The 17,185-nt window shown below is 63.7% G+C and carries 15 protein-coding genes and 1 pseudogene; 3 read left to right on the top strand and 13 right to left on the bottom strand.

The window, feature by feature from the left end:
• Window positions 1-66 precede the first annotated feature (66 nt).
• The 8 genes from thiD to B9A12_RS15045 form a co-directional block, all read right to left on the bottom strand.
• The gene (thiD, locus tag B9A12_RS15080; protein WP_084058956.1) at window positions 67-879 is read right to left on the bottom strand and encodes a bifunctional hydroxymethylpyrimidine kinase/phosphomethylpyrimidine kinase; all 813 of its coding nucleotides are present in this window, start codon (window positions 877-879) and stop codon (window positions 67-69) included.
• A gap of 102 nt (window positions 880-981) precedes the next feature.
• Window positions 982-2,037: a thiamine-phosphate kinase gene (gene thiL, locus B9A12_RS15075; RefSeq protein ID WP_170920650.1), complete on the bottom strand. Its 1,056-nt coding sequence runs from the start codon at window positions 2,035-2,037 to the stop codon at window positions 982-984.
• A 20-nt stretch (window positions 2,038-2,057) separates the two neighbouring features.
• Window positions 2,058-2,717 carry a thiamine phosphate synthase gene (thiE, locus tag B9A12_RS15070; protein ID WP_084058929.1) on the bottom strand — a complete coding sequence of 220 codons (660 nt, stop codon included), beginning with the start codon at window positions 2,715-2,717 and terminating at the stop codon, window positions 2,058-2,060.
• 19 nt (window positions 2,718-2,736) lie between these two features.
• Window positions 2,737-3,906 carry a type IV pilus twitching motility protein PilT gene (locus B9A12_RS15065; RefSeq protein ID WP_084058928.1) on the bottom strand — a complete coding sequence of 390 codons (1,170 nt, stop codon included), beginning with the start codon at window positions 3,904-3,906 and terminating at the stop codon, window positions 2,737-2,739.
• A 51-nt stretch (window positions 3,907-3,957) separates the two neighbouring features.
• Window positions 3,958-5,040, bottom strand: coding sequence for a type IV pilus twitching motility protein PilT (locus B9A12_RS15060; RefSeq protein WP_084058927.1), 1,083 nt, complete (start codon window positions 5,038-5,040; stop codon window positions 3,958-3,960).
• 51 nt (window positions 5,041-5,091) lie between these two features.
• A complete protein-coding gene (locus tag B9A12_RS15055; protein WP_084058926.1) occupies window positions 5,092-5,718 on the bottom strand; it encodes a metallophosphoesterase family protein in 627 nt (208 codons plus the stop codon).
• 349 nt (window positions 5,719-6,067) lie between these two features.
• On the bottom strand, window positions 6,068-6,997 hold the full coding sequence (locus B9A12_RS15050) for a radical SAM protein (protein WP_245802467.1): 930 nt from the start codon (window positions 6,995-6,997) through the stop codon (window positions 6,068-6,070).
• 75 nt (window positions 6,998-7,072) lie between these two features.
• The gene (locus tag B9A12_RS15045; RefSeq protein ID WP_084058924.1) at window positions 7,073-7,702 is read right to left on the bottom strand and encodes an MBL fold metallo-hydrolase; all 630 of its coding nucleotides are present in this window, start codon (window positions 7,700-7,702) and stop codon (window positions 7,073-7,075) included.
• Window positions 7,703-7,876: 174 nt separating this feature from the next.
• Between B9A12_RS15045 and B9A12_RS15040 the strand changes: the two genes are divergently transcribed.
• Together B9A12_RS15040 and B9A12_RS15035 are read left to right on the top strand one after the other, a co-directional pair.
• Window positions 7,877-10,783, top strand: a complete 2,907-nt coding sequence (locus tag B9A12_RS15040) for a DEAD/DEAH box helicase (RefSeq protein WP_084058955.1) — start codon at window positions 7,877-7,879, stop codon at window positions 10,781-10,783.
• Between the two features lie 340 nt (window positions 10,784-11,123).
• A complete protein-coding gene (locus tag B9A12_RS15035; protein WP_084058923.1) occupies window positions 11,124-11,735 on the top strand; it encodes a UpxY family transcription antiterminator in 612 nt (203 codons plus the stop codon).
• A 106-nt stretch (window positions 11,736-11,841) separates the two neighbouring features.
• Here B9A12_RS15035 and B9A12_RS15030 read toward each other — a convergent pair whose 3' ends face one another.
• A complete protein-coding gene (locus B9A12_RS15030) occupies window positions 11,842-13,086 on the bottom strand; it encodes a molybdopterin molybdotransferase MoeA (protein WP_084058922.1) in 1,245 nt (414 codons plus the stop codon).
• A 125-nt stretch (window positions 13,087-13,211) separates the two neighbouring features.
• Here B9A12_RS15030 and B9A12_RS15025 point away from each other — a divergent pair, with 125 nt between their 5' ends.
• Window positions 13,212-13,595: a winged helix-turn-helix domain-containing protein gene (locus B9A12_RS15025; RefSeq protein WP_245802466.1), complete on the top strand. Its 384-nt coding sequence runs from the start codon at window positions 13,212-13,214 to the stop codon at window positions 13,593-13,595.
• Window positions 13,596-13,971: 376 nt separating this feature from the next.
• Here B9A12_RS15025 and B9A12_RS15020 read toward each other — a convergent pair whose 3' ends face one another.
• From B9A12_RS15020 to B9A12_RS17405, 4 genes and pseudogenes are all read right to left on the bottom strand, one after another.
• Window positions 13,972-14,199 carry a hypothetical protein gene (locus B9A12_RS15020; RefSeq protein WP_084057430.1) on the bottom strand — a complete coding sequence of 76 codons (228 nt, stop codon included), beginning with the start codon at window positions 14,197-14,199 and terminating at the stop codon, window positions 13,972-13,974.
• Between the two features lie 13 nt (window positions 14,200-14,212).
• On the bottom strand, window positions 14,213-15,799 hold the full coding sequence (locus B9A12_RS17095; RefSeq protein ID WP_170920455.1) for a hypothetical protein: 1,587 nt from the start codon (window positions 15,797-15,799) through the stop codon (window positions 14,213-14,215).
• Window positions 15,800-16,220: 421 nt separating this feature from the next.
• Complete coding sequence (locus B9A12_RS15010; protein ID WP_084057432.1) at window positions 16,221-16,628, bottom strand: hypothetical protein; 408 nt, start codon at window positions 16,626-16,628, stop codon at window positions 16,221-16,223.
• A pseudogene (locus tag B9A12_RS17405) lies at window positions 16,625-17,185 on the bottom strand (hypothetical protein); the annotation flags it as partial. The gene B9A12_RS15010 and the pseudogene B9A12_RS17405, both read right to left, overlap by 4 nt.

The following is a 17,185-nucleotide window of genomic DNA, read 5'->3' as shown; positions in this document are numbered from 1 at the left end:
GGGAAGTCTCCCGGCATCTTGCGCTGGAATGCCGGTCTCGGACAAGATCGGAAGGGCCGTGCAGTGTCACTCGAAGGACCAGCCGGCCAGATCGTACAGCCGATAGAAATGGTGGACGGGTCCGTGCCCCCGGCCGATGGCCAGCCCCCGCTCGATGGCCCCCGTGATATAGCTTTTGGCCTGGGCCACGGCCTCGGGAACTGAAAGGCCTTTGGCCAGACCGGCCGCCACGGCCGACGCGAACGTACACCCGGTGCCGTGGGTGTGGGGCGTGTCGAAGCGTTCGTTCTGGAACGCCACGAATTCCTTTCCGTCGTAGAGCAGGTCCATGGGATCTCCCTCAAGGTGTCCCCCTTTGACCAGCACATAGGTGGGCCCGAAAGCCTTGATGGCCTTGGCGGCCTCCTCCATGGACCGGCGGTCCTGGACCGTAAACCCCACCAGCACGGAGGCTTCGTGCAGGTTGGGCGTCACCACCAAAGACAAGGGCAGAAGTTCCCGAATCAGGGTGTCCCGGGCGTCGGGCTGGAGCAGTGGATCGCCGCTTTTGGCCACCATGACGGGATCCACCACCAGCTTTTCCAGGCCCAGTTCGACCACGTCCCGGGCCACCCGGTGGATGATGCGGGCACTGGAAAGCATTCCCGTCTTCACGGCATCCACGCCGATATCCTCCACCACGGCCCGGATCTGGGTCGAAACGAAATCGGGCTCCAGTTCCACCACTGCCTGGACACCCACGGTGTTCTGTGCCGTGATGGCCGTCAGGGCGCTCATGCCGAACACGCCCAATGCGGAAAAGGTCTTGAGATCCGCCTGGATACCGGCCCCTCCGCCGGAATCGGACCCTGCAATGGTCAGCGCTCTTGGAATGGCCATGGCCGTACCTCGTGTTCCGTTGATACCTTGAAAGGTGAAAAGAAGCAGGAAAAAGGGTACCAGGAAGGGGTGGAGGGATCCAAGCAAGGTCCCCTACCCCGTTCATTTGTCAGGGCGCGAACCAAAATGGTCCCAGCCGCCTTCGGCCGTTAGGGACCGCCTGGTTCCGTCGGGGAAGACCACCTGGATTCCCGCCTCGCGGGGAACGATCCAGCCGATCACCGCAAACGCCACATCCGATACCGCCCCAAGCGCCTCCATCACCTGGCCCACCCCTCCTTGACGATCCACGGAAAAGAGGAGCTCATAGTCTTCCCCGCCCCGCAGCGCCCATTCCAGGGGATCGGCCCCCACGCTAAGCGCCGTCTGCCGACAGCAGGGATCGACCGGTATGCAGGCCGCTTCCACCAGCGCGCCCACGCCGCTCGCCTGGCACAAGTGTCTCAGATCCCCCAGAAGGCCGTCGCTCACATCCAGCATGGCCCGCACCCGGCCGGTGGCGGCCAGGGCCTTTCCTTCCGCCACACGGGCCCGGGGAGTTCGATACCTGGCCATGGCCTGCTTGCGCACCTCGGGGGCGTCCCCAGCCACCCGCCCCCGGGCCCATTCCAAACCAGCCCGGGCCCCGCCCAGGGTCCCGGTCACCACGATCACGTCTCCGGGACGGGCACCATCGCGGGTGACGATTCCATCCGGCCTCGCTCGGCCCAAGAGGGTGACGTCCACCACCAGTCGATCCGGATGGCGGGCCGTGTTCCCGCCCACCACGGTGGCTTGCCAGGGGCGCAGGGCATCGGCCATACCCCGGTAGAGATCCTCCACGGCCTTCACGGGCAGTTCCGCGGGCGCCATGAGAGACACCACGGCCCACAGGGGCTCGCCCCCCATGGCCGCCAGGTCACTCAAATTGACGGAGGCGGCGCGCCATCCCAGGTCCCAGAAATTCAGCGCATGCCGCAGAAAGTGAACCCCTTCGATCTGGCAGTCGCAGGTGACCAGAAGCAGATGGTCGGAATCCGTGCGCACCACCGCCACATCGTCCCCGATCCCGTGGACCACGGTGGGCTCTGTTCCGGGAAAGAGGCGCCGGATCCGCTGGATCAGGCCGAACTCTCCCACATCCCCAAGGGTCTCGGTTGGTGTGGCCCCACCTGGCATGTCGGCTCCTGGACTCTGCTTCATTGCGCGCGCTCCGCCTTGGCCTCTTCCACCCGCCGCCGCAGTTCCCGCGTGGCCGCTTCCGGGTCGGGCGCGGCCATGACGGCGGAAACCACGCACACGCCGTCCACGCCGGCCCGGATCACATCGGGTGCACGTTCCACGGTGATACCGGCGATGGCCACCACGGGGCCGCGGCACAGGGCCGCCAGGCGCCTCAGCCCGTCCAGGCCCAAGGGCGTTTGATGATCCGGCTTGGTGGCAGTGGCAAAGACGGGAGCGATGGACAACACATCGGCCCCCTCGGCCTCCGCCCTTCGGATTTCCTCGGCGTTGTGCACCGTCACCCCGATGATCCGCCGGGGACCGAGCAGCCGGCGCGCCTCGGCGATCGGCATGTCGTCCTGGCCCAGGTGCACCCCGTGGGCCCCCACCGCCAGTGCCACGTCGATGCGGTCGTTCACAAAAAAGGAGGCCCCGTAGGCCTGGCACATTTCCAGCAACGCCGCCGCTTCCCGGACCATGGTCCGGGTGCCGGCCTGCTTCTCCCGATATTGGACCACGCCCGCCCCGCCCCGAAGGGCCGCCTCCACCACTCGGGCGAGCGGCCGCCCACCGGTGCAACGCGAATCGGTCACCACGTAGACGGACCAGTCCACCGCTTCCTTTTCTGCCGCCATAGCGCCCCCCACGTGGAGCTCAGGTGATCTTTCGCGAATACTCCTGGTCGATCCGGAGCCCCTCGATGTCGGTCGTCTTTTCTCCACGCTGGGACTTTATCCGATCGATCCCGCGTTTGACCACCGCCTTGTTGGACGCATAGCCCAGAGCCGTCTCTTCCGTGACAAGACCCCGTTCATACAGGTCCAGGATGGAGTCGTCGAAGGTGGTCCATCCGAAGGGGCGGGCCTGCTGCATCATCTCGTAAAAGGTCTTCCCTTCACTTTCCCCGTGCAGCACCGCTTCGCGCACCCGGAGGTTGTTGCCCATGATTTCGAAGGCCGCCACCCGTCCGCCCCCCACCTTGGGCAGCAGCCGCTGACTCACCGTCCAGCGCATGGCGTCGGCCAAACGGATGCGTATGAGGCGCTCCTCTTCCAGCTCGAACATGCCCACCACGCGGTTGATGGTGTGGGAGGCATCGATGGTGTGCAGGGTGGTGAGCACCAGGTGGCCGGTTTCCGCGGCGCTCAAGCCGATCTCCACCGTCTCCCGGTCGCGCATCTCTCCCACCAGGATCACCTTGGGCGCCTGGCGCAGGGCCGCCCGGAGTCCGTTGGCGTAGCTGTCGAAGTCCAGACCCAGCTCGCGCTGGTTGAAGGTGGCTTGAAGCTGCGGGTGGACGAATTCCACCGGATCCTCCAGGGTGACCACATGGACGGACTTGGTGCGGTTGATTTGATGGAGCATGGCGGCCAGACTGGTGGACTTACCGCTTCCCGTGGCGCCCGTGACGAAGACGATCCCGTTTTTTTCCTCCGCAATCTGTTTGAAGACCGGCGGCAGATCCAGTTCCTCGATGGTGGGCACCCGGGACGGCAACACGCGCATGACCACCGAATAGTGGCCGCGCTGACTGAAGACATTGACGCGGAAGCGGGCTCGACCGTCCAGGGAATAGGACAGGTCGCAGGAGCCCGTGTCCAGCAGATCGCGGATGAGGCGCCGGTCGGGGCCGATGAGGGCGAGGGCGATGTGTTCCGTGTGAAACGCGGTGAGCAGGCCCACTTCCAACTCCGCACACGACGGCCGAAGCACCCCGTCCACTTCCGCCTGGATGGGCTTTCCCACCGTGAAGTTGATATCCGACAGGTTGGGGTGCTCATCCAGAAGCCGATGCAGGATGATGTTCAGGTCCTTCCTCTTCATGAAACCCTCTCTTTCCCTCCTTACCCGTGACGCAACATCCTGGGGCGGCCCTTACACTTCGGTAAAATCCACGGGCGGCTCCGTGAGGAACGGCTTGAATTTTTCCTTGTCCACGCACTTCATGTAGGCCTCGCTGGGGCTGATGCGCCCGGCGCGCAGGTGTTCCATGATGCCGTCGTCCAAGGTCTGCATGCCGTATTTCTTTCCCGTTTGAATGGCCGAGGGGATCTGGTGGGTTTTTCCTTCGCGGATGAGGGCCCTCACGGCGTGGGTGGCGATCATGATTTCCAGCACAGCGATCCGCCCCTTCACGTCCACGCGCTTGAAGAGCGCCTGGGACACCACCGCCCGCAGACCGTCGGCCAGGGTGGAGCGGATCTGAGCCTGTTCGCCCGTGGGAAAGACCTCGATGATGCGGTCCACGGTCTTGGCCGCACTGGTGGTGTGCAGGGTGGAAAAGACCAGGTGGCCTGTGGCGGCCGCTTCCATGGCCAGCCGGATGGTCTCCAGATCGCGCATTTCACCCACCAGGATGATGTCCGGGTCCTCACGCAGCGCGGCCCGAAGGGCGCTGGAAAAGGTCCTGGTGTGGGTTCCCACCTCCCGGTGGTTGATCACGCAATTTTTGCTCTTGTGCACGAATTCGATGGGATCTTCGATGGTGATGATGTGGTCCTTGCGCTTGCGGTTGGCCTCGTCGATGACCGCCGCCAAGGTGGTGGATTTACCGCTTCCCGTGGGGCCGGTCACCAACACCAGACCCCGGGGCAGCATGGCCAGCTTGGCGATGACGGGAGGCAGTCCCAGCTGCTGCACGGATAGGATTTCATCGGGAATCTCGCGAAAGACCGCTCCGATGCCGTTCTTTTGCATGAAAAAATTGGCGCGGTACCGTCCCAGGCCTGCAATTTCGTAGGAAAAGTCCAGATCCCCCGTCTCTTCAAAGACCTTGATCTTGTCCTCCGGTGTGATCTCGTAGAGCATGGAACGCAGTTCGTCGTCGTCCAACACCTTGTATTTCACGCGCTCCAAATCGCCCCGGATGCGCAGCACCGGCTGTTGGCCGGAAATGAGGTGCAAGTCGGATGCCTTCTGATCGTGCATGAGCTTAAAAAAGGCGTCGATCTTCGCCATCGGAACTCCTCCCCGAATGTGTCGTGCGTCGACGCTCGACGCAAGGACTCTTCAGACGCTGTAAAAGACCAAATCGGGCAAACAGACGCAGGTCAGCTTGTTGCCGTAGACCGCTCCAGTGTCGATCCCGATCTTGCGTGCATCCACATAGGGTTCCCGGAAAGGCGTGTGCCCGAAGATGACCGTCTTGCCGAAATCGTAATCCGAAAGGATGAAATCGTTTCGGATCCAGTAGATGTCCTCGTCGCGCTGATCCTCCAGGGCGATCCCCGGGCGGAACCCGGCATGGACAAAGAGGTAATCGTCCGTTTCGTAAAATCTCTTGAGGGTTTGTACAAATGCCACGTGACGGTCCGGCATCCGGCACCGCCCGTTGTGGCCCACCTTGTAGCTGTGGACGGTGGAGGCGCCGCCGTTCAGAAGGAAGAAGTTCACATCCCGACCCTCCAGGTAGTGAGCCATCATGAGTTCATGGTTTCCCCGCAGGCAAACCACCCGCAGTCCCTGATCGATCAGATCCAGCACCCGGTCCACCACCTGCCGGGAATCGGGCCCCCGGTCCACATAGTCGCCCAGAAAGACCAGGGTGTCTTCTTCCGGCCGGAAGGGAATCCGATCCAGGAGGCGTTCCAGCTTGGAAAGCATGCCGTGGATATCGCCGATGGCGTAAATCTTCATGTCTCAGTCCGTGATCCGTGATCCGTGTTCGTCACCGCGTGCGAGGCAAAGGGAGTGCTGCGTGGTAAGGGGTCACAACTTCACTGCTTCGCATCCCCCCCTGCCCCATCCGTCACTTCCCGACCATCCTTCTACGGGGCCTGTCCGCCAATGGCTGTTTTCTGGCTTTCCGACCCGTTGAAATTCCACTGGCCCCCGGTGCTTTTTGAATTCTCAGACAGCCTTGGTGGGGACGGTTTGGAACCCGCCCCGGCTGCGGCATAGCCAGGCCGGCGGCACGGCCCCGGCTGAGGCCCCATGGTTTCGCCCGTCCAACAAGAAAGCAACCGGGGCGTTTTCGGACAGCCTTCTACGGCCAGACCATGAACCGGGGACGCCTCCGGTCCAGCCGGTGCAGGCCCGCCCGCCGTGCGCTCTCCATGGCCTCCTCGTATTCCCGGGCCGTGAGCGGCCGTGTCAAGGCGGGCACCTCCCGCGCCCGCCCGCACGGTCGATATTGGTCCATGATGTTCACATAGGTATTCGGCGAAATCCTTCTGGAAATAAAGCGACAAATGGCTTCCGTTCCCGCCATGCCTTCCGGCATGACCAAATGGCGCACCAGAAGCCCGCGCTGGGCGATCCCCGATGGATCCAGTCTCAACTCCCCCACCTGACGGTGCATCTCCAGCAGGGCCTGCCGGGCCCTCTCGGGATAGTCGGCCGCATCGCACAGCCTTTGAGCCACCGAAGGATCCCAGAACTTGAAATCGGGCATGTAGATGTCCACGATGCCCTCCAGAAGCCTCAGGGCCGCAACCCGCTCGTAACCCCCGCAGTTGTAGACCAGAGGCACCCGCAGCCCCTTTTCCACCGCCAGGGGCATGGCTTCCAGGATCTGGGCAAGCACATGGGTGGGGGTGACCAAATTGATGTTGTGACACCCCCGCTCTTGAAGCTCCACCATGACGTCCGCAAGCTGTTCCGGACCCACCGGGACCCCATGGCCCTGGTGACTGATATCGAAATTCTGGCAGAACAGGCACAGAAGGTTGCAATGGGCGAAGAAGATGGTGCCCGAGCCGTTTCGTCCCACCAGCGGGTCCTCTTCGCCGAAGTGCGGCCCAAAGCTGGCCAGAACGGCATAACGGCCCGTGCGGCACGTGCCGCGTTCGTCCGCCAGACGATTGACGCGGCACAGCCTGGGGCACAGGACGCACTTTTTCAGCCAGCCCAGCGCCCTTTCGGCCCTTCTTTTCAGCCGTCCCGACCGGTACGCCTCCAGGTAGAGCGGTTCCATGATCATCGGTCCTTCACTGCGCTAGAGGTTGCCCCTTCCGCCCTTATCCCGTGTCCCTTTCCCCCGGCACCCGCCTCATTCCTTTTCCAGAATCACCACCGGCACCTGGCCTTCCAAGGCCTTCTGGAATCTTTCGGCATCCTCCCTGGATCCCACAATGGCCCCGTAGTGCATGGGGATGGCCACCTTGGGACGGATGGCCCGGGCGGCCAGCACCGCCTCGTCTGCGTCCATCACGTACTTTCCCGACACGGGCAGGAAGGCCACATCCACCTCCAGGCCCTCCATCTCCTCAATGAAGTCGGTGTCGCCCGCATGGTAGTAGCGCACCCCGTCCAACGTGACCACAAAGGCCAGCATGCCCGCCGTCTTGGGGTGGAATTTCTTCGTGGTGTTGTAGGCGGGAAGCACCTCCACGTCCACCCCGTTCACCTCCAGCCGATCGCCCGGCCGGACGACCCGCACATCCCCGGAAAGCTTCTTGGCCGAGGCCTGGTCGGTCACGATCACCGTCGAATCCTTTCGGATCCGGTCCACGTCCGACGGCGAACAGTGATCGAAGTGTTCGTGGCTGATGAAGATCATGTCGGCCGGGACGGCGGTGGAGAGCTCGTAGGGATCAAAGTAGACAACTTTACTTCCATCGATGCGAAAGCTATCATGGCCGAGCCAGTGGATCCGTGGCAGTACGTCTTGCAGGTTCATGGCTCCCTCCTTACGCCCTGAGGCCCCCGAACGGGCCCGGGCAGGTGGCGATGAAAGAAACGGAAATCCCTTGATTGTAGAGACCTAACCGGCCCCTTTCCACCCTGTCAACGTTGCGGATTCATGGCCCAGGGGCGGAGCCGGTTTCTCCACGAGGTCAGTGACTCCACATCCATGAATCCATTTCTCCATACGCTCCTCACCCGCGATTGGAAAACCGCCCGGGTGGCTCACCACAGTGTCATCCCCTCCCAAAAGCCCCGCTACGGCCGCCTGGCGCGACCTCTGCCGACCGCCTTGACCCAGGCGCTGGAGTCGCTGGGCATCCGGCGTCTCTACAGCCATCAAACAAAGGCCCTGGAAGCGATCCGGGACGGGCGGGACGTGGTGGTGGCCACGCCCACGGCCAGCGGCAAATCGCTCGTCTACAATCTGGCCGTGGCCGAATCGCTCTTGGAGGATCCCGCGGGCCACGCGCTCTACCTTTTTCCCATCAAGGCGCTGAGCCGCGACCAGCTGGAAACCCTCCACCGGTTCTTCCAGGCGGTGCCCAGCCAGGTTCCCTTCACCGCCCAGGTCTACGACGGGGACACCTCGTCCCATCAGCGGGCCAAGATCCGCAAGGCCCCCCCCCACGTGCTGGTCACCAACCCGGACATGCTCCACTACGCCTTGCTGGCCTACCATGACAAATGGGAATCCTTCTGGCGCACGCTGCGCCACGTGGTGGTGGACGAGATGCACACCTACCGGGGCATCTTCGGAAGCCACGTGGCCCAAATCCTTCGCCGCCTGCAGCGCATCTGCCGCCATTACGGATCCGAGCCCCGATTCATCTTCCTTTCGGCCACCATCGCCAACCCGGCGGAACTGGCCGAGCGGCTCATGGAGCGCCCCGCCCAGGTGGTGAACGAAGCCGCGTCCCCCCGCCCCAAGCGCCACTTCGTTTTCATGGAATCGGAGGCGTCCCTGTCGGGCCTGGCGGCGCGCATCGCCACCCTGGCCCTCCGTCGGGGTCTCAAGACCATCGTCTTCACCCAGTCCCGGCGCATGACCGAACTGGTGCACATGGCCCTGAGCCGTTCGGCGCCGGACCTGGCCCCGCGGGTGAGTTCCTACCGGGCCGGGTTCCTGCCCAGCGAGCGGCGTCACATCGAGCAGGCGCTGGCTTCCGGACGCATGGCCGGAGTGGTTTCCACCAGCGCTCTGGAGATGGGCATCGACATCGGCGGCCTGGACGTGTGCATCCTGGTGGGCTACCCGGGTACGGTCATGACCACGTGGCAGCGGGGGGGACGCGTTGGGAGAAGCGGCCGGGAAAGCGCCATCATCCTCATACCCCAGCCCGACGCCCTGGACCAGTACATCGTGCATCATCCGGAGGTCCTGCTGGCAAGTCGGTATGAAACAGCCGTGGTGGACCCGGAAAACGAGGCCATCGTGCAGGCCCATCTTCCGTGCGCTTCGGCGGAACTTCCCCTGACCCGCCAGGAAGTGGACGCGTGGCCGGAGACGAGGCGCCGGGCTCTGGAGGAACTGACGCGCCGGGGAGCGCTTCTGCAGTCGGAAGACGGCACGCGGTGGTTTTCCCCCTCCGCCCGACCGCATCGCCACGTGGACATCCGCAGCGTGGGGCCGTCCTATACCATCCTCGCCCCCGCCCCATCCAAGAAGGGGAGCTGGGTTCCTCTGGGCACCAACGAGGGGATCAGGGCCCTCAAGGAATGCCACCCGGGGGCCGTCTATTTCCACAGGGGACAGACCTACGTGGTGGAATCCCTGGACCTGGAAAAGCGGGTGGTCCACGCCCGCCTCAAGGACGCCGATTACTTTACGTGGGTGAAGAGCGAAAAGGAGACGGAAATCCTGGAAGTGCTGGCGTCCAAGCCCTGCGCCAACTTCGTGGCTCGCTTGGGCCGCCTGCGGGTGCGGGAAAAGATCACCGGCTACGAAAAAAAACGCCTCTTTACCCAAGAGGTGCTGGATTTCACGCCCTTGGACCTGCCGGAGCAGGTCTTCGAGACCGTGGGCTTCTGGCTGGAAATCGAAGAGGCCATCGTGGACAAGATCCGCCGGGCGGACCTGCACTTCATGGGCGGTATTCACGCCATGGAACACGCCGCCATCAGCATGTTCCCCCTCTTCGCCCTCAGCGACCGAAACGACATCGGGGGCATCTCCATCCCCTTCCATCCCCAGCTCCAAAAGAGCGCCGTCTTCATCTACGACGGCCATCCGGGCGGCATCGGCCTGGCAGCCTGCGGCTACCGGATGGTGGACTCGCTTCTGGAAAAGACCCTGGAGCTGGTGGAAGGCTGTTCCTGTGAAGAAGGATGCCCCGCCTGCATCCATTCGCCCAAGTGCGGGGCGGGAAACACCCCGCTGGACAAGGGGGCCTGCATCCGGGTGCTCGAATACCTGCTGGGACGCCGGCCCCTGTTTGACGAAGACCTTTCCGGAACGGTGGAGGAGGCCCTGGAGCTGCCGCCCCGGGAAGCGGAACCCGATCCGGAACCGCCGAGCCCCGCCATCGGGTACCTGGACCTGGAAACCCAACGTCTCGCCCAGGAAGTGGGAGGCTGGCGCAACAAGCACCTGATGCGCGTCTCTGTGGCCGTCCTCTACGATTCCCGGTCCGGAGACTTCCACGTGTACCGGGAAGAAGACATTCCGAAACTCATCGAACGGCTCCAGGAGTTGGACCTGGTGGTGGGGTTCAACATCAAGCGATTCGATTACGGCGTCCTGCAGGCCTACACGCCCTATCCGCTCAAACGCCTCCCCACCTTCGACATCCTGGAAGCCGTGCACGCCCAGCTGGGCTTTCGCCTGAGCCTGGACCACCTGGGCGAAAAGACCCTGGGACGCCGAAAGACCGCCGACGGCCTCCAGGCCGTTCGCTGGTTCCGGCAAGGGGCCTGGGACCCGCTCATCCACTATTGCAAGGAAGACGTGGCCCTCACGCGGGATCTGTTCCAGTTCGCCCTGGAAAAGGGCTACCTGATCTACGAAGACCGTTCCGGAAACCGGCTTCGGATCGTCACCTCGTGGGACCTGGAAAAGATGCTCGCAAAGGGATGAGTCACAAGGGATGGGCACCTCTTGACGCCTTCCGCCGGGAGGCATCACAATAGGCAGCCAAGAGACTGTCCGAGAACGCCCAGGTTGCTCCCTTCTTGTACGGACGCAAAGTTGGGACCACCAGGCGGGTCCGTGCTGCCGGCTTGGGCTTTAAGCGGTAGGGGCCGGTTCCGAACCTGCCCCACCAAGGCTCCAAAAGGGCCACAGGGCACAGTGGAATTGCAACTAGTTAGAAACCTCCCGAGAGGCTGAAAGGCCATTATCGGACAAGCTCCCAGGGGCCCATTTTGAGCGGGCGCCACCCCATCCAAGCATGGGAAGGAAGGAAGTCCAAAGGAAGATGCCAGCGACCGATATGAAAGGCACCAACCGGAGGGAAGGAAAGCTCGTCCAGATCCCCGAAGGGCCGGAGCCCTTCCGCGAAGACATTGCCGCCTGGTACGCCCTTTACGTCCAGGTGAACCACGAGAAGAAGGTGGCCGAGATGCTGGTCAAAAAGCGGATCGACTGCTTTCTACCTCTGGTGGAAAAGTGGAGCAAGCGGCGGGACCGACGCCTGCGCATCCAGGTGCCCATCTTCCCCGGCTACCTCTTTGTCCATGCGACCTTGGACAACCCCACCCATGTGGAGATCCTCAAGATTCCGGGAAGCGTCTACATCCTGAAAAACCAGCACGGGCCCATGCCCATCCCCACCTATCAGGTGGAATCCCTGCGCACCATGCTGACCGGAGCCCAGGATCTCACCGTGCATCCGTACCTGAAGGAAGGCGACTGGGTCCAGGTGGTTCGTGGGCCCCTGGTGGGGTGCGTGGGCTTGCTGGTGCGCCTCAACCCCAAAAGGGGCAAGCTGGTTATCAACGTGGACGTGATCCAAAAGGCGGCCAGCGTGGAGCTGGACATGGAGGACGTGATTCGGATCGATCCGCCCCAATCCGGCCGAAAGCCCTGAATCCCTGGGCCGGACCCCCCGCAGGCCGGCCGGTTCTCACACTTCGGCTTCTGGATTACGGTGTACGGTTTGTTTGTGCCCCCCGTTGGCGCATCCATCCCGCCCATCAGGGAGTGGAAAAGAGGTGGACGTGGACGAGGGATCCCGCTTCGAGCCCCTCCACGTGTTCCGGCACGATCACATAGCCGTCCGCCTTGGAAAGGGTGCTGATCATGGCCGACTTGCCGAAAACGGGCTCGGCGGCAAGCCGCCCCTTGTGGCGCGTCAGCCGCACCCGCACGTAATCGGCCCGTCCATGGACCGACGGGATGTTTTGGGCCAGTTCCGCCCGGCGCACATTGGTTTCCAGTTCCTGAACCCCTTCCACACCCTGGAGTCGCAAAAGACTGGGCCGCACAAAGGCGGTGAAGACGATCATGGCGGATGCCGGCTGCCCCGGCAGGCCCCACAGGACCTTTTCCCCCAGCCGTGCCAGGATCGTGGGCTTTCCGGGTCGGATGGCCACGCCGTGGGCCAGCAGTTCCGATCCGGGAAACCGTTCCAGCACCCGGATGGTGAAATCGCGAATGCCCACGGAACTGCCCCCCGAAAGGATCACCACATCGTGGCCGGCCAGCGCTTCCCGGCACACCGCTTCCAATGCGTCCAGGTCGTCGGCCACCACCCGGACCGTTCCCACCTGGCCGCCCGCCTCCGCCACCTGGGCGGCCACCACATAGGTATTGATATCCCGAATCTTTCCCGGCGGAAGAGATCGGGTCTCGGGCGGCACGATCTCATCCCCGGTGGAGACAACCGCCACGCGCGGGCGCCGGAAAACGCGCACTTCCTCCATACCCATGGCCGCCAGCAGTCCCACGTCCTGGGGCCGCAGTTTCCATCCGCGCTCCAACACCTTTTCGCCCGCCGCCACGTCATCGCCGATCCCAAGCACATTGTCACCCGGGGCTACCGGACGGGTCACTTCGATGGCGGTCTCATCCAGCGGCTGGGTGTATTCCACCATGACCACCGCGTCGGCCCCTTCCGGAAGCGCACCTCCCGTGGGGATGGCCACGGCCGTTCCAGGACGCACCGCCACCTGGGCCCCTTGGCCCATGGCCACTTCTCCGATCACCTCCAAAAGGGCCGGCAGGGACTCGCCGGCTCCAAAAGTGTCGCGCGCCCGAACCGCATAACCGTCCATGGTGGAACGGGCGAAGTGGGGCACGGGCTCAGGCGCCTTCACCTCTTCGGACAAGACGCGCCCGGACGCTTCCTGGACGGAAACGGTCTGCGCGGACAAGGGGGCAATGTTTTCAATGACTTCCAGGATCTCTTCGGCGGTCTTGACCTTGAGGAATTCCGGCATGCTTCCATCTCCTTAAAAGGGCGGCTTCATTGACCCACCATCCATGGCTGTGAGAAGATGGCTTTTACCGAGCCACCGGCCAAAAGGCAAGGGGGAGTGGGCAAGTCATGGATGCAGGAGAAGCAATGAAACCCACAGGCAGGCTGTCCGTGCGATCCAAGATCTGGATCGTGGATGAGCAAGGCAAGGTGGTTTTCGGGGCCGGGCGCCTTCGCATCCTGGAAGCCATCGATCGGGCCGGGTCCATCCTGGCCGCCGCCAAGGAACTGCAGATGAGCTACCGGGCCGTGTGGGGAAAGATCCCGGCCACCGAGCAGCGCCTGGGCCGCCCCTTGCTCACCAAAAAGATCGGCGGCAGCCGGGGCGGCGGCTCCGACCTGACTCCCTTCGCCAAGGCCCTGGCCCAACGGTACCGCACCCTCCAGGCGCTCACCGAAGCCGCCGCCGACCGCCTCTTCGAAGACGTCTTCACACGGGATATGCCGGAAAACCAGACAAAGAAAGACTAGCCTAAACTGAGCGGTTTGAGAGCAAAAAAATCCCACCTAATGGGCTAAACTCCAGACGGATTTATAGTTTGCCTCTGGATCCGTTAATTACACAGACAGAGAGGAGGAAAACGAGATGGCAAAGTGACGACGCCATATCACGGCTGAGCAAAAGGTAGCGGGTGCAGGCGGAAGCTCTGTTACACTACTTGCCGGCATCACCCCCGGAACCAGTCACTGTAGCCCTCACTGAGCTCATCATACCCCTTTTCGCTGTAAGCTGCCATGTAAAATGGGAAACATTTGCAGGTAAAATGCGAAAGTTAGGGGAGCCGTACACGGGGTCAAGGTGATCATGAGGGAGGCGGGAGGGGCAGAGGGTGGGGTGGGCATGGGCTCACACCTCGGCGTCGTAGGTGGGGAGGTCGGGGGCCTCGCCGACGATCTCGCCGGAGCGGACGAGGGCACGCGCACCGACGGCCACCGACTGGCCCAGGGCTCTTAGTGTGGCCCCGTCGGGGAGGCTGATGGTGCTGGTGCCGTCGGAATTGTGGGCCGTGACCTGGCCGGCCAGAAGCGCCTCGCTGGGCAGCAGGCGCCGGAATTGCGTCCAGACGTTAGCCATGTGCACGTCCTCCCTATGGTGTTTCGTCCACGCGCTCGATCGTAACAGCTTGGATGACGCGCGCACTGGAGGCATTGATGGAGATGGCGTCGGCATAGCCCCGCATGGCCGGGTCGGTCACGTCCACGATGTGGCCAGGCAGGATCAGGCCCGTGTCGGTGGTGAGGGGCATGGACAGGCGCACATCGGCCCGCTTGCCTCCAGCCGATAGGATTTGGCGGCCGCGCTCGCGGGCCGCATCGATATGGGTGATCAAGTCATCCACCACCATCTGGGCATAGGGAGCGCCGTCTGTTCCGGAGCGATAGACGCGGACCGACACGCCAGCTGTCTTGCCAGCCACCCAGACACCGCGATGGAGTGCCTCCGGCCGCCATTGCGTCCCCATCTCCAGGATGATATCGCCCGGGATAATGATATCCGGCGTGGCGCCACCCAGATCCCACGTGGGCACCGGATACTTGGGATAGACCGTGAGTATCTGCTGCTGCGTGTGGGACCGCACACATGCGCCGACAGCCTGGGCAATCCGGACCAGGGCACCAATGGGCGTTAACCGGTCATACGAGAAGACACCGCCAGGAACGAGCCAGTCCACCGTCTGCCAGTCCAGCGTCCAGCCGGTGTTATAGAGTTCGTCCTCCGCCAATTGCACCGCAGTCCGATCCGCGGCCTCCAGGCGGCTCCTGGGCGCCACGTAGGGTGTGGATAGCTGAGCAGAAAGACTCCGACCGCCCACCGTGGTGGTCGACGCCCCGTGCCTGCGGGTCATCGACGAGCTCTCCACGATGCCGGACCAAGATAGCCCATCGATGGATATCAGCACTTCGCGCTGCTCCTCGGCCAGTTCGGTCGCCGCACCGATGACCGTCGCCCGCCAGCGCCAGCACCACGAGTCTCTGTCTGACGTGATTTCCAGGGCCGCGCACGGAATGGGTGTGCCGTCGGGAATGGTGGTGATGGTCAGGGTATGGACCACGACGATAACCCTCCGATGTGTGGGGATCTCCAGCCCTGCGTGCCGGGCCCGGTCGCATGTATCGATCCACAAGTCAAAAGCCACCGGGCCCCACAGCGGGACCGGCAGCCGGCACTCCAGCACCAGGTCGAGGTCCGGGACGAACGGGGGCTCGACGGGCGGCTCGGGAGGTTCAGGCGGCGGCCAGATAAAAGGGGGCCGCATGGCCTCCTCCCACGGAGCCCAGTATTTGGCCAGCAGGCCGGGGAGCTTGCGTCCATAGGCAGAGGGACACGTCCAGGCCCTACGCGTCCGCGTGGCCTCATCGTGTGGGTGTTCATACCCCCTTTGGCGCGGCCAGAGCCGGATCCACGGCACGCCCCACAGGAGCCGCACCGGTGATCCTTCCACCCACGCCGCCCCGCGGGCGGTATGCCGACGGTAGGCCGCCACGTAGGCTGACCACGCCCTGGCACTGACCGGCGTGCCATCCCCCCAGGAGATGCCTGCCCCGATTCTCGTGCGGGATAGATAGACGTGAGGCGCTCGCACCGCGGAGGAGGAGTGCGTGGCGTCCTGCCATCGCTCCCGTGCCGCTGGCTTTCGAGGCGCTCCATAATGCCATCCGCACGCGATGCCCACCCGATCTGCCGGCGCGGGCGATCCTGGAGCATATCGCTCGGCGGGCTGTGTTCCGGGCCCGCGCCACGTGTTCGGGTCCCACTCGCCCGTGATCGCAGGCGCCACACCTGTGGGGACGCCTTCGGCAATGAACCCGCCGACTCCCTGCTGCCCGACGATCGCCGCCATCCCCTGCACGGCCGCCTGCAATGGGCCTCGCAGGCCTGTGGCGCCGATCCAGTCTCCCAGCATGCCGACGGAAGCGGCGAGGGCCCCGACTCGCAATTCTGGAGGCGGTGCGTCCTGCGCTCCGAGATGGAAATCCGGTGTCTCCGGGATCGGCTCGCGGAGGACCAACAGGATGCCGCCGGTGGGCGCCGCCAGGTCCAGGTCCAGCGATGCGGGGAGCCGGCGGTATAGCTGGAGATCATAGCCCATCGCCTCATACCGCACTCAGGGTCGCTTGCGTGATGCGCACGATGCCGCCCTGGTATATTTCCACCGCATTCAGCTCGATGGCCGCCCCACTGCCCGTCGTGCCCACGTCGAGATCCGCCACCCAGGCGCCCGCCCCGTCCACGATGCGCGCCCAGCCAGCTGTCCCCGTGGCGGGTGCGTTGCCTTCTTCGGCGATGGGCGATAGGGTCAGCGTCCCATCGGCTACGGTCCCGCAGGGCAGGCTGCACGTCAGTTCGGCCAGTAGCGTCTGCGTGGTCACGTCGGCTCCGGGAGGGTCCGGCGCCGTGCCGTCGTAGATGCGGATGAGCCCGGGGCTGGGCGATCCGGCATCGATGGCATCGGCCACCGCCTGCAGCATGGCATCCTGCACAGTAGGATTCAGCGCAATCATTCGGACACCTCCGGCCGCACCCAATCGGCAACGGCTGCGTTGTAGGACTGCGTGTAGTCGCCGCACACAACAAGATAATTGAACCGCGGGTCGTACCCGTCGAACCGATATTCTCCCGTCGTCGGGTCGCTCCAGGTAATGGCTAAGGGTCGCATGGTGTGCCGATCAAAGAGTGTTACCCGTCGATGGGCCGGTTCGCCCGCCACAAGTACAGTGCCCTGGATAACACCGGCGCCCCGGCGCGCCGGGACAGCGAGAGTTTTGTTCCAAACGAGCCGGATAGACCGAAAAGTTGGGGAGATTAAGGCTTGGTCAAGTGCGGGCGAGCCTGCCTTTTCTAAGAAGATGGACGCCGTTATTAATGGCTCTGGATCAGCGGGTGGAAAGATCAACACGTGCTTGAAGCGGGCGTCGATGGAGTCCCCGACGTTCCGCACCGCTGCGAACAACGCTAGTTTTACATCAGCAAATTCTGGAATGGTTATATCTACCGTTTTGTCTTCGTATGTAAAAGAAAACGTATCGCCCCGCCGGCTTAATATAAGTAGGTGAGGCCC

The sequence above is a fragment of the Desulfacinum hydrothermale DSM 13146 genome (assembly GCF_900176285.1).
Taxonomy (GTDB): domain Bacteria; phylum Desulfobacterota; class Syntrophobacteria; order Syntrophobacterales; family DSM-9756; genus Desulfacinum; species Desulfacinum hydrothermale.
The sequence above is the reverse complement of the archived record's forward strand: the minus strand, read 5'-3'. Positions and strand labels throughout refer to the sequence as shown.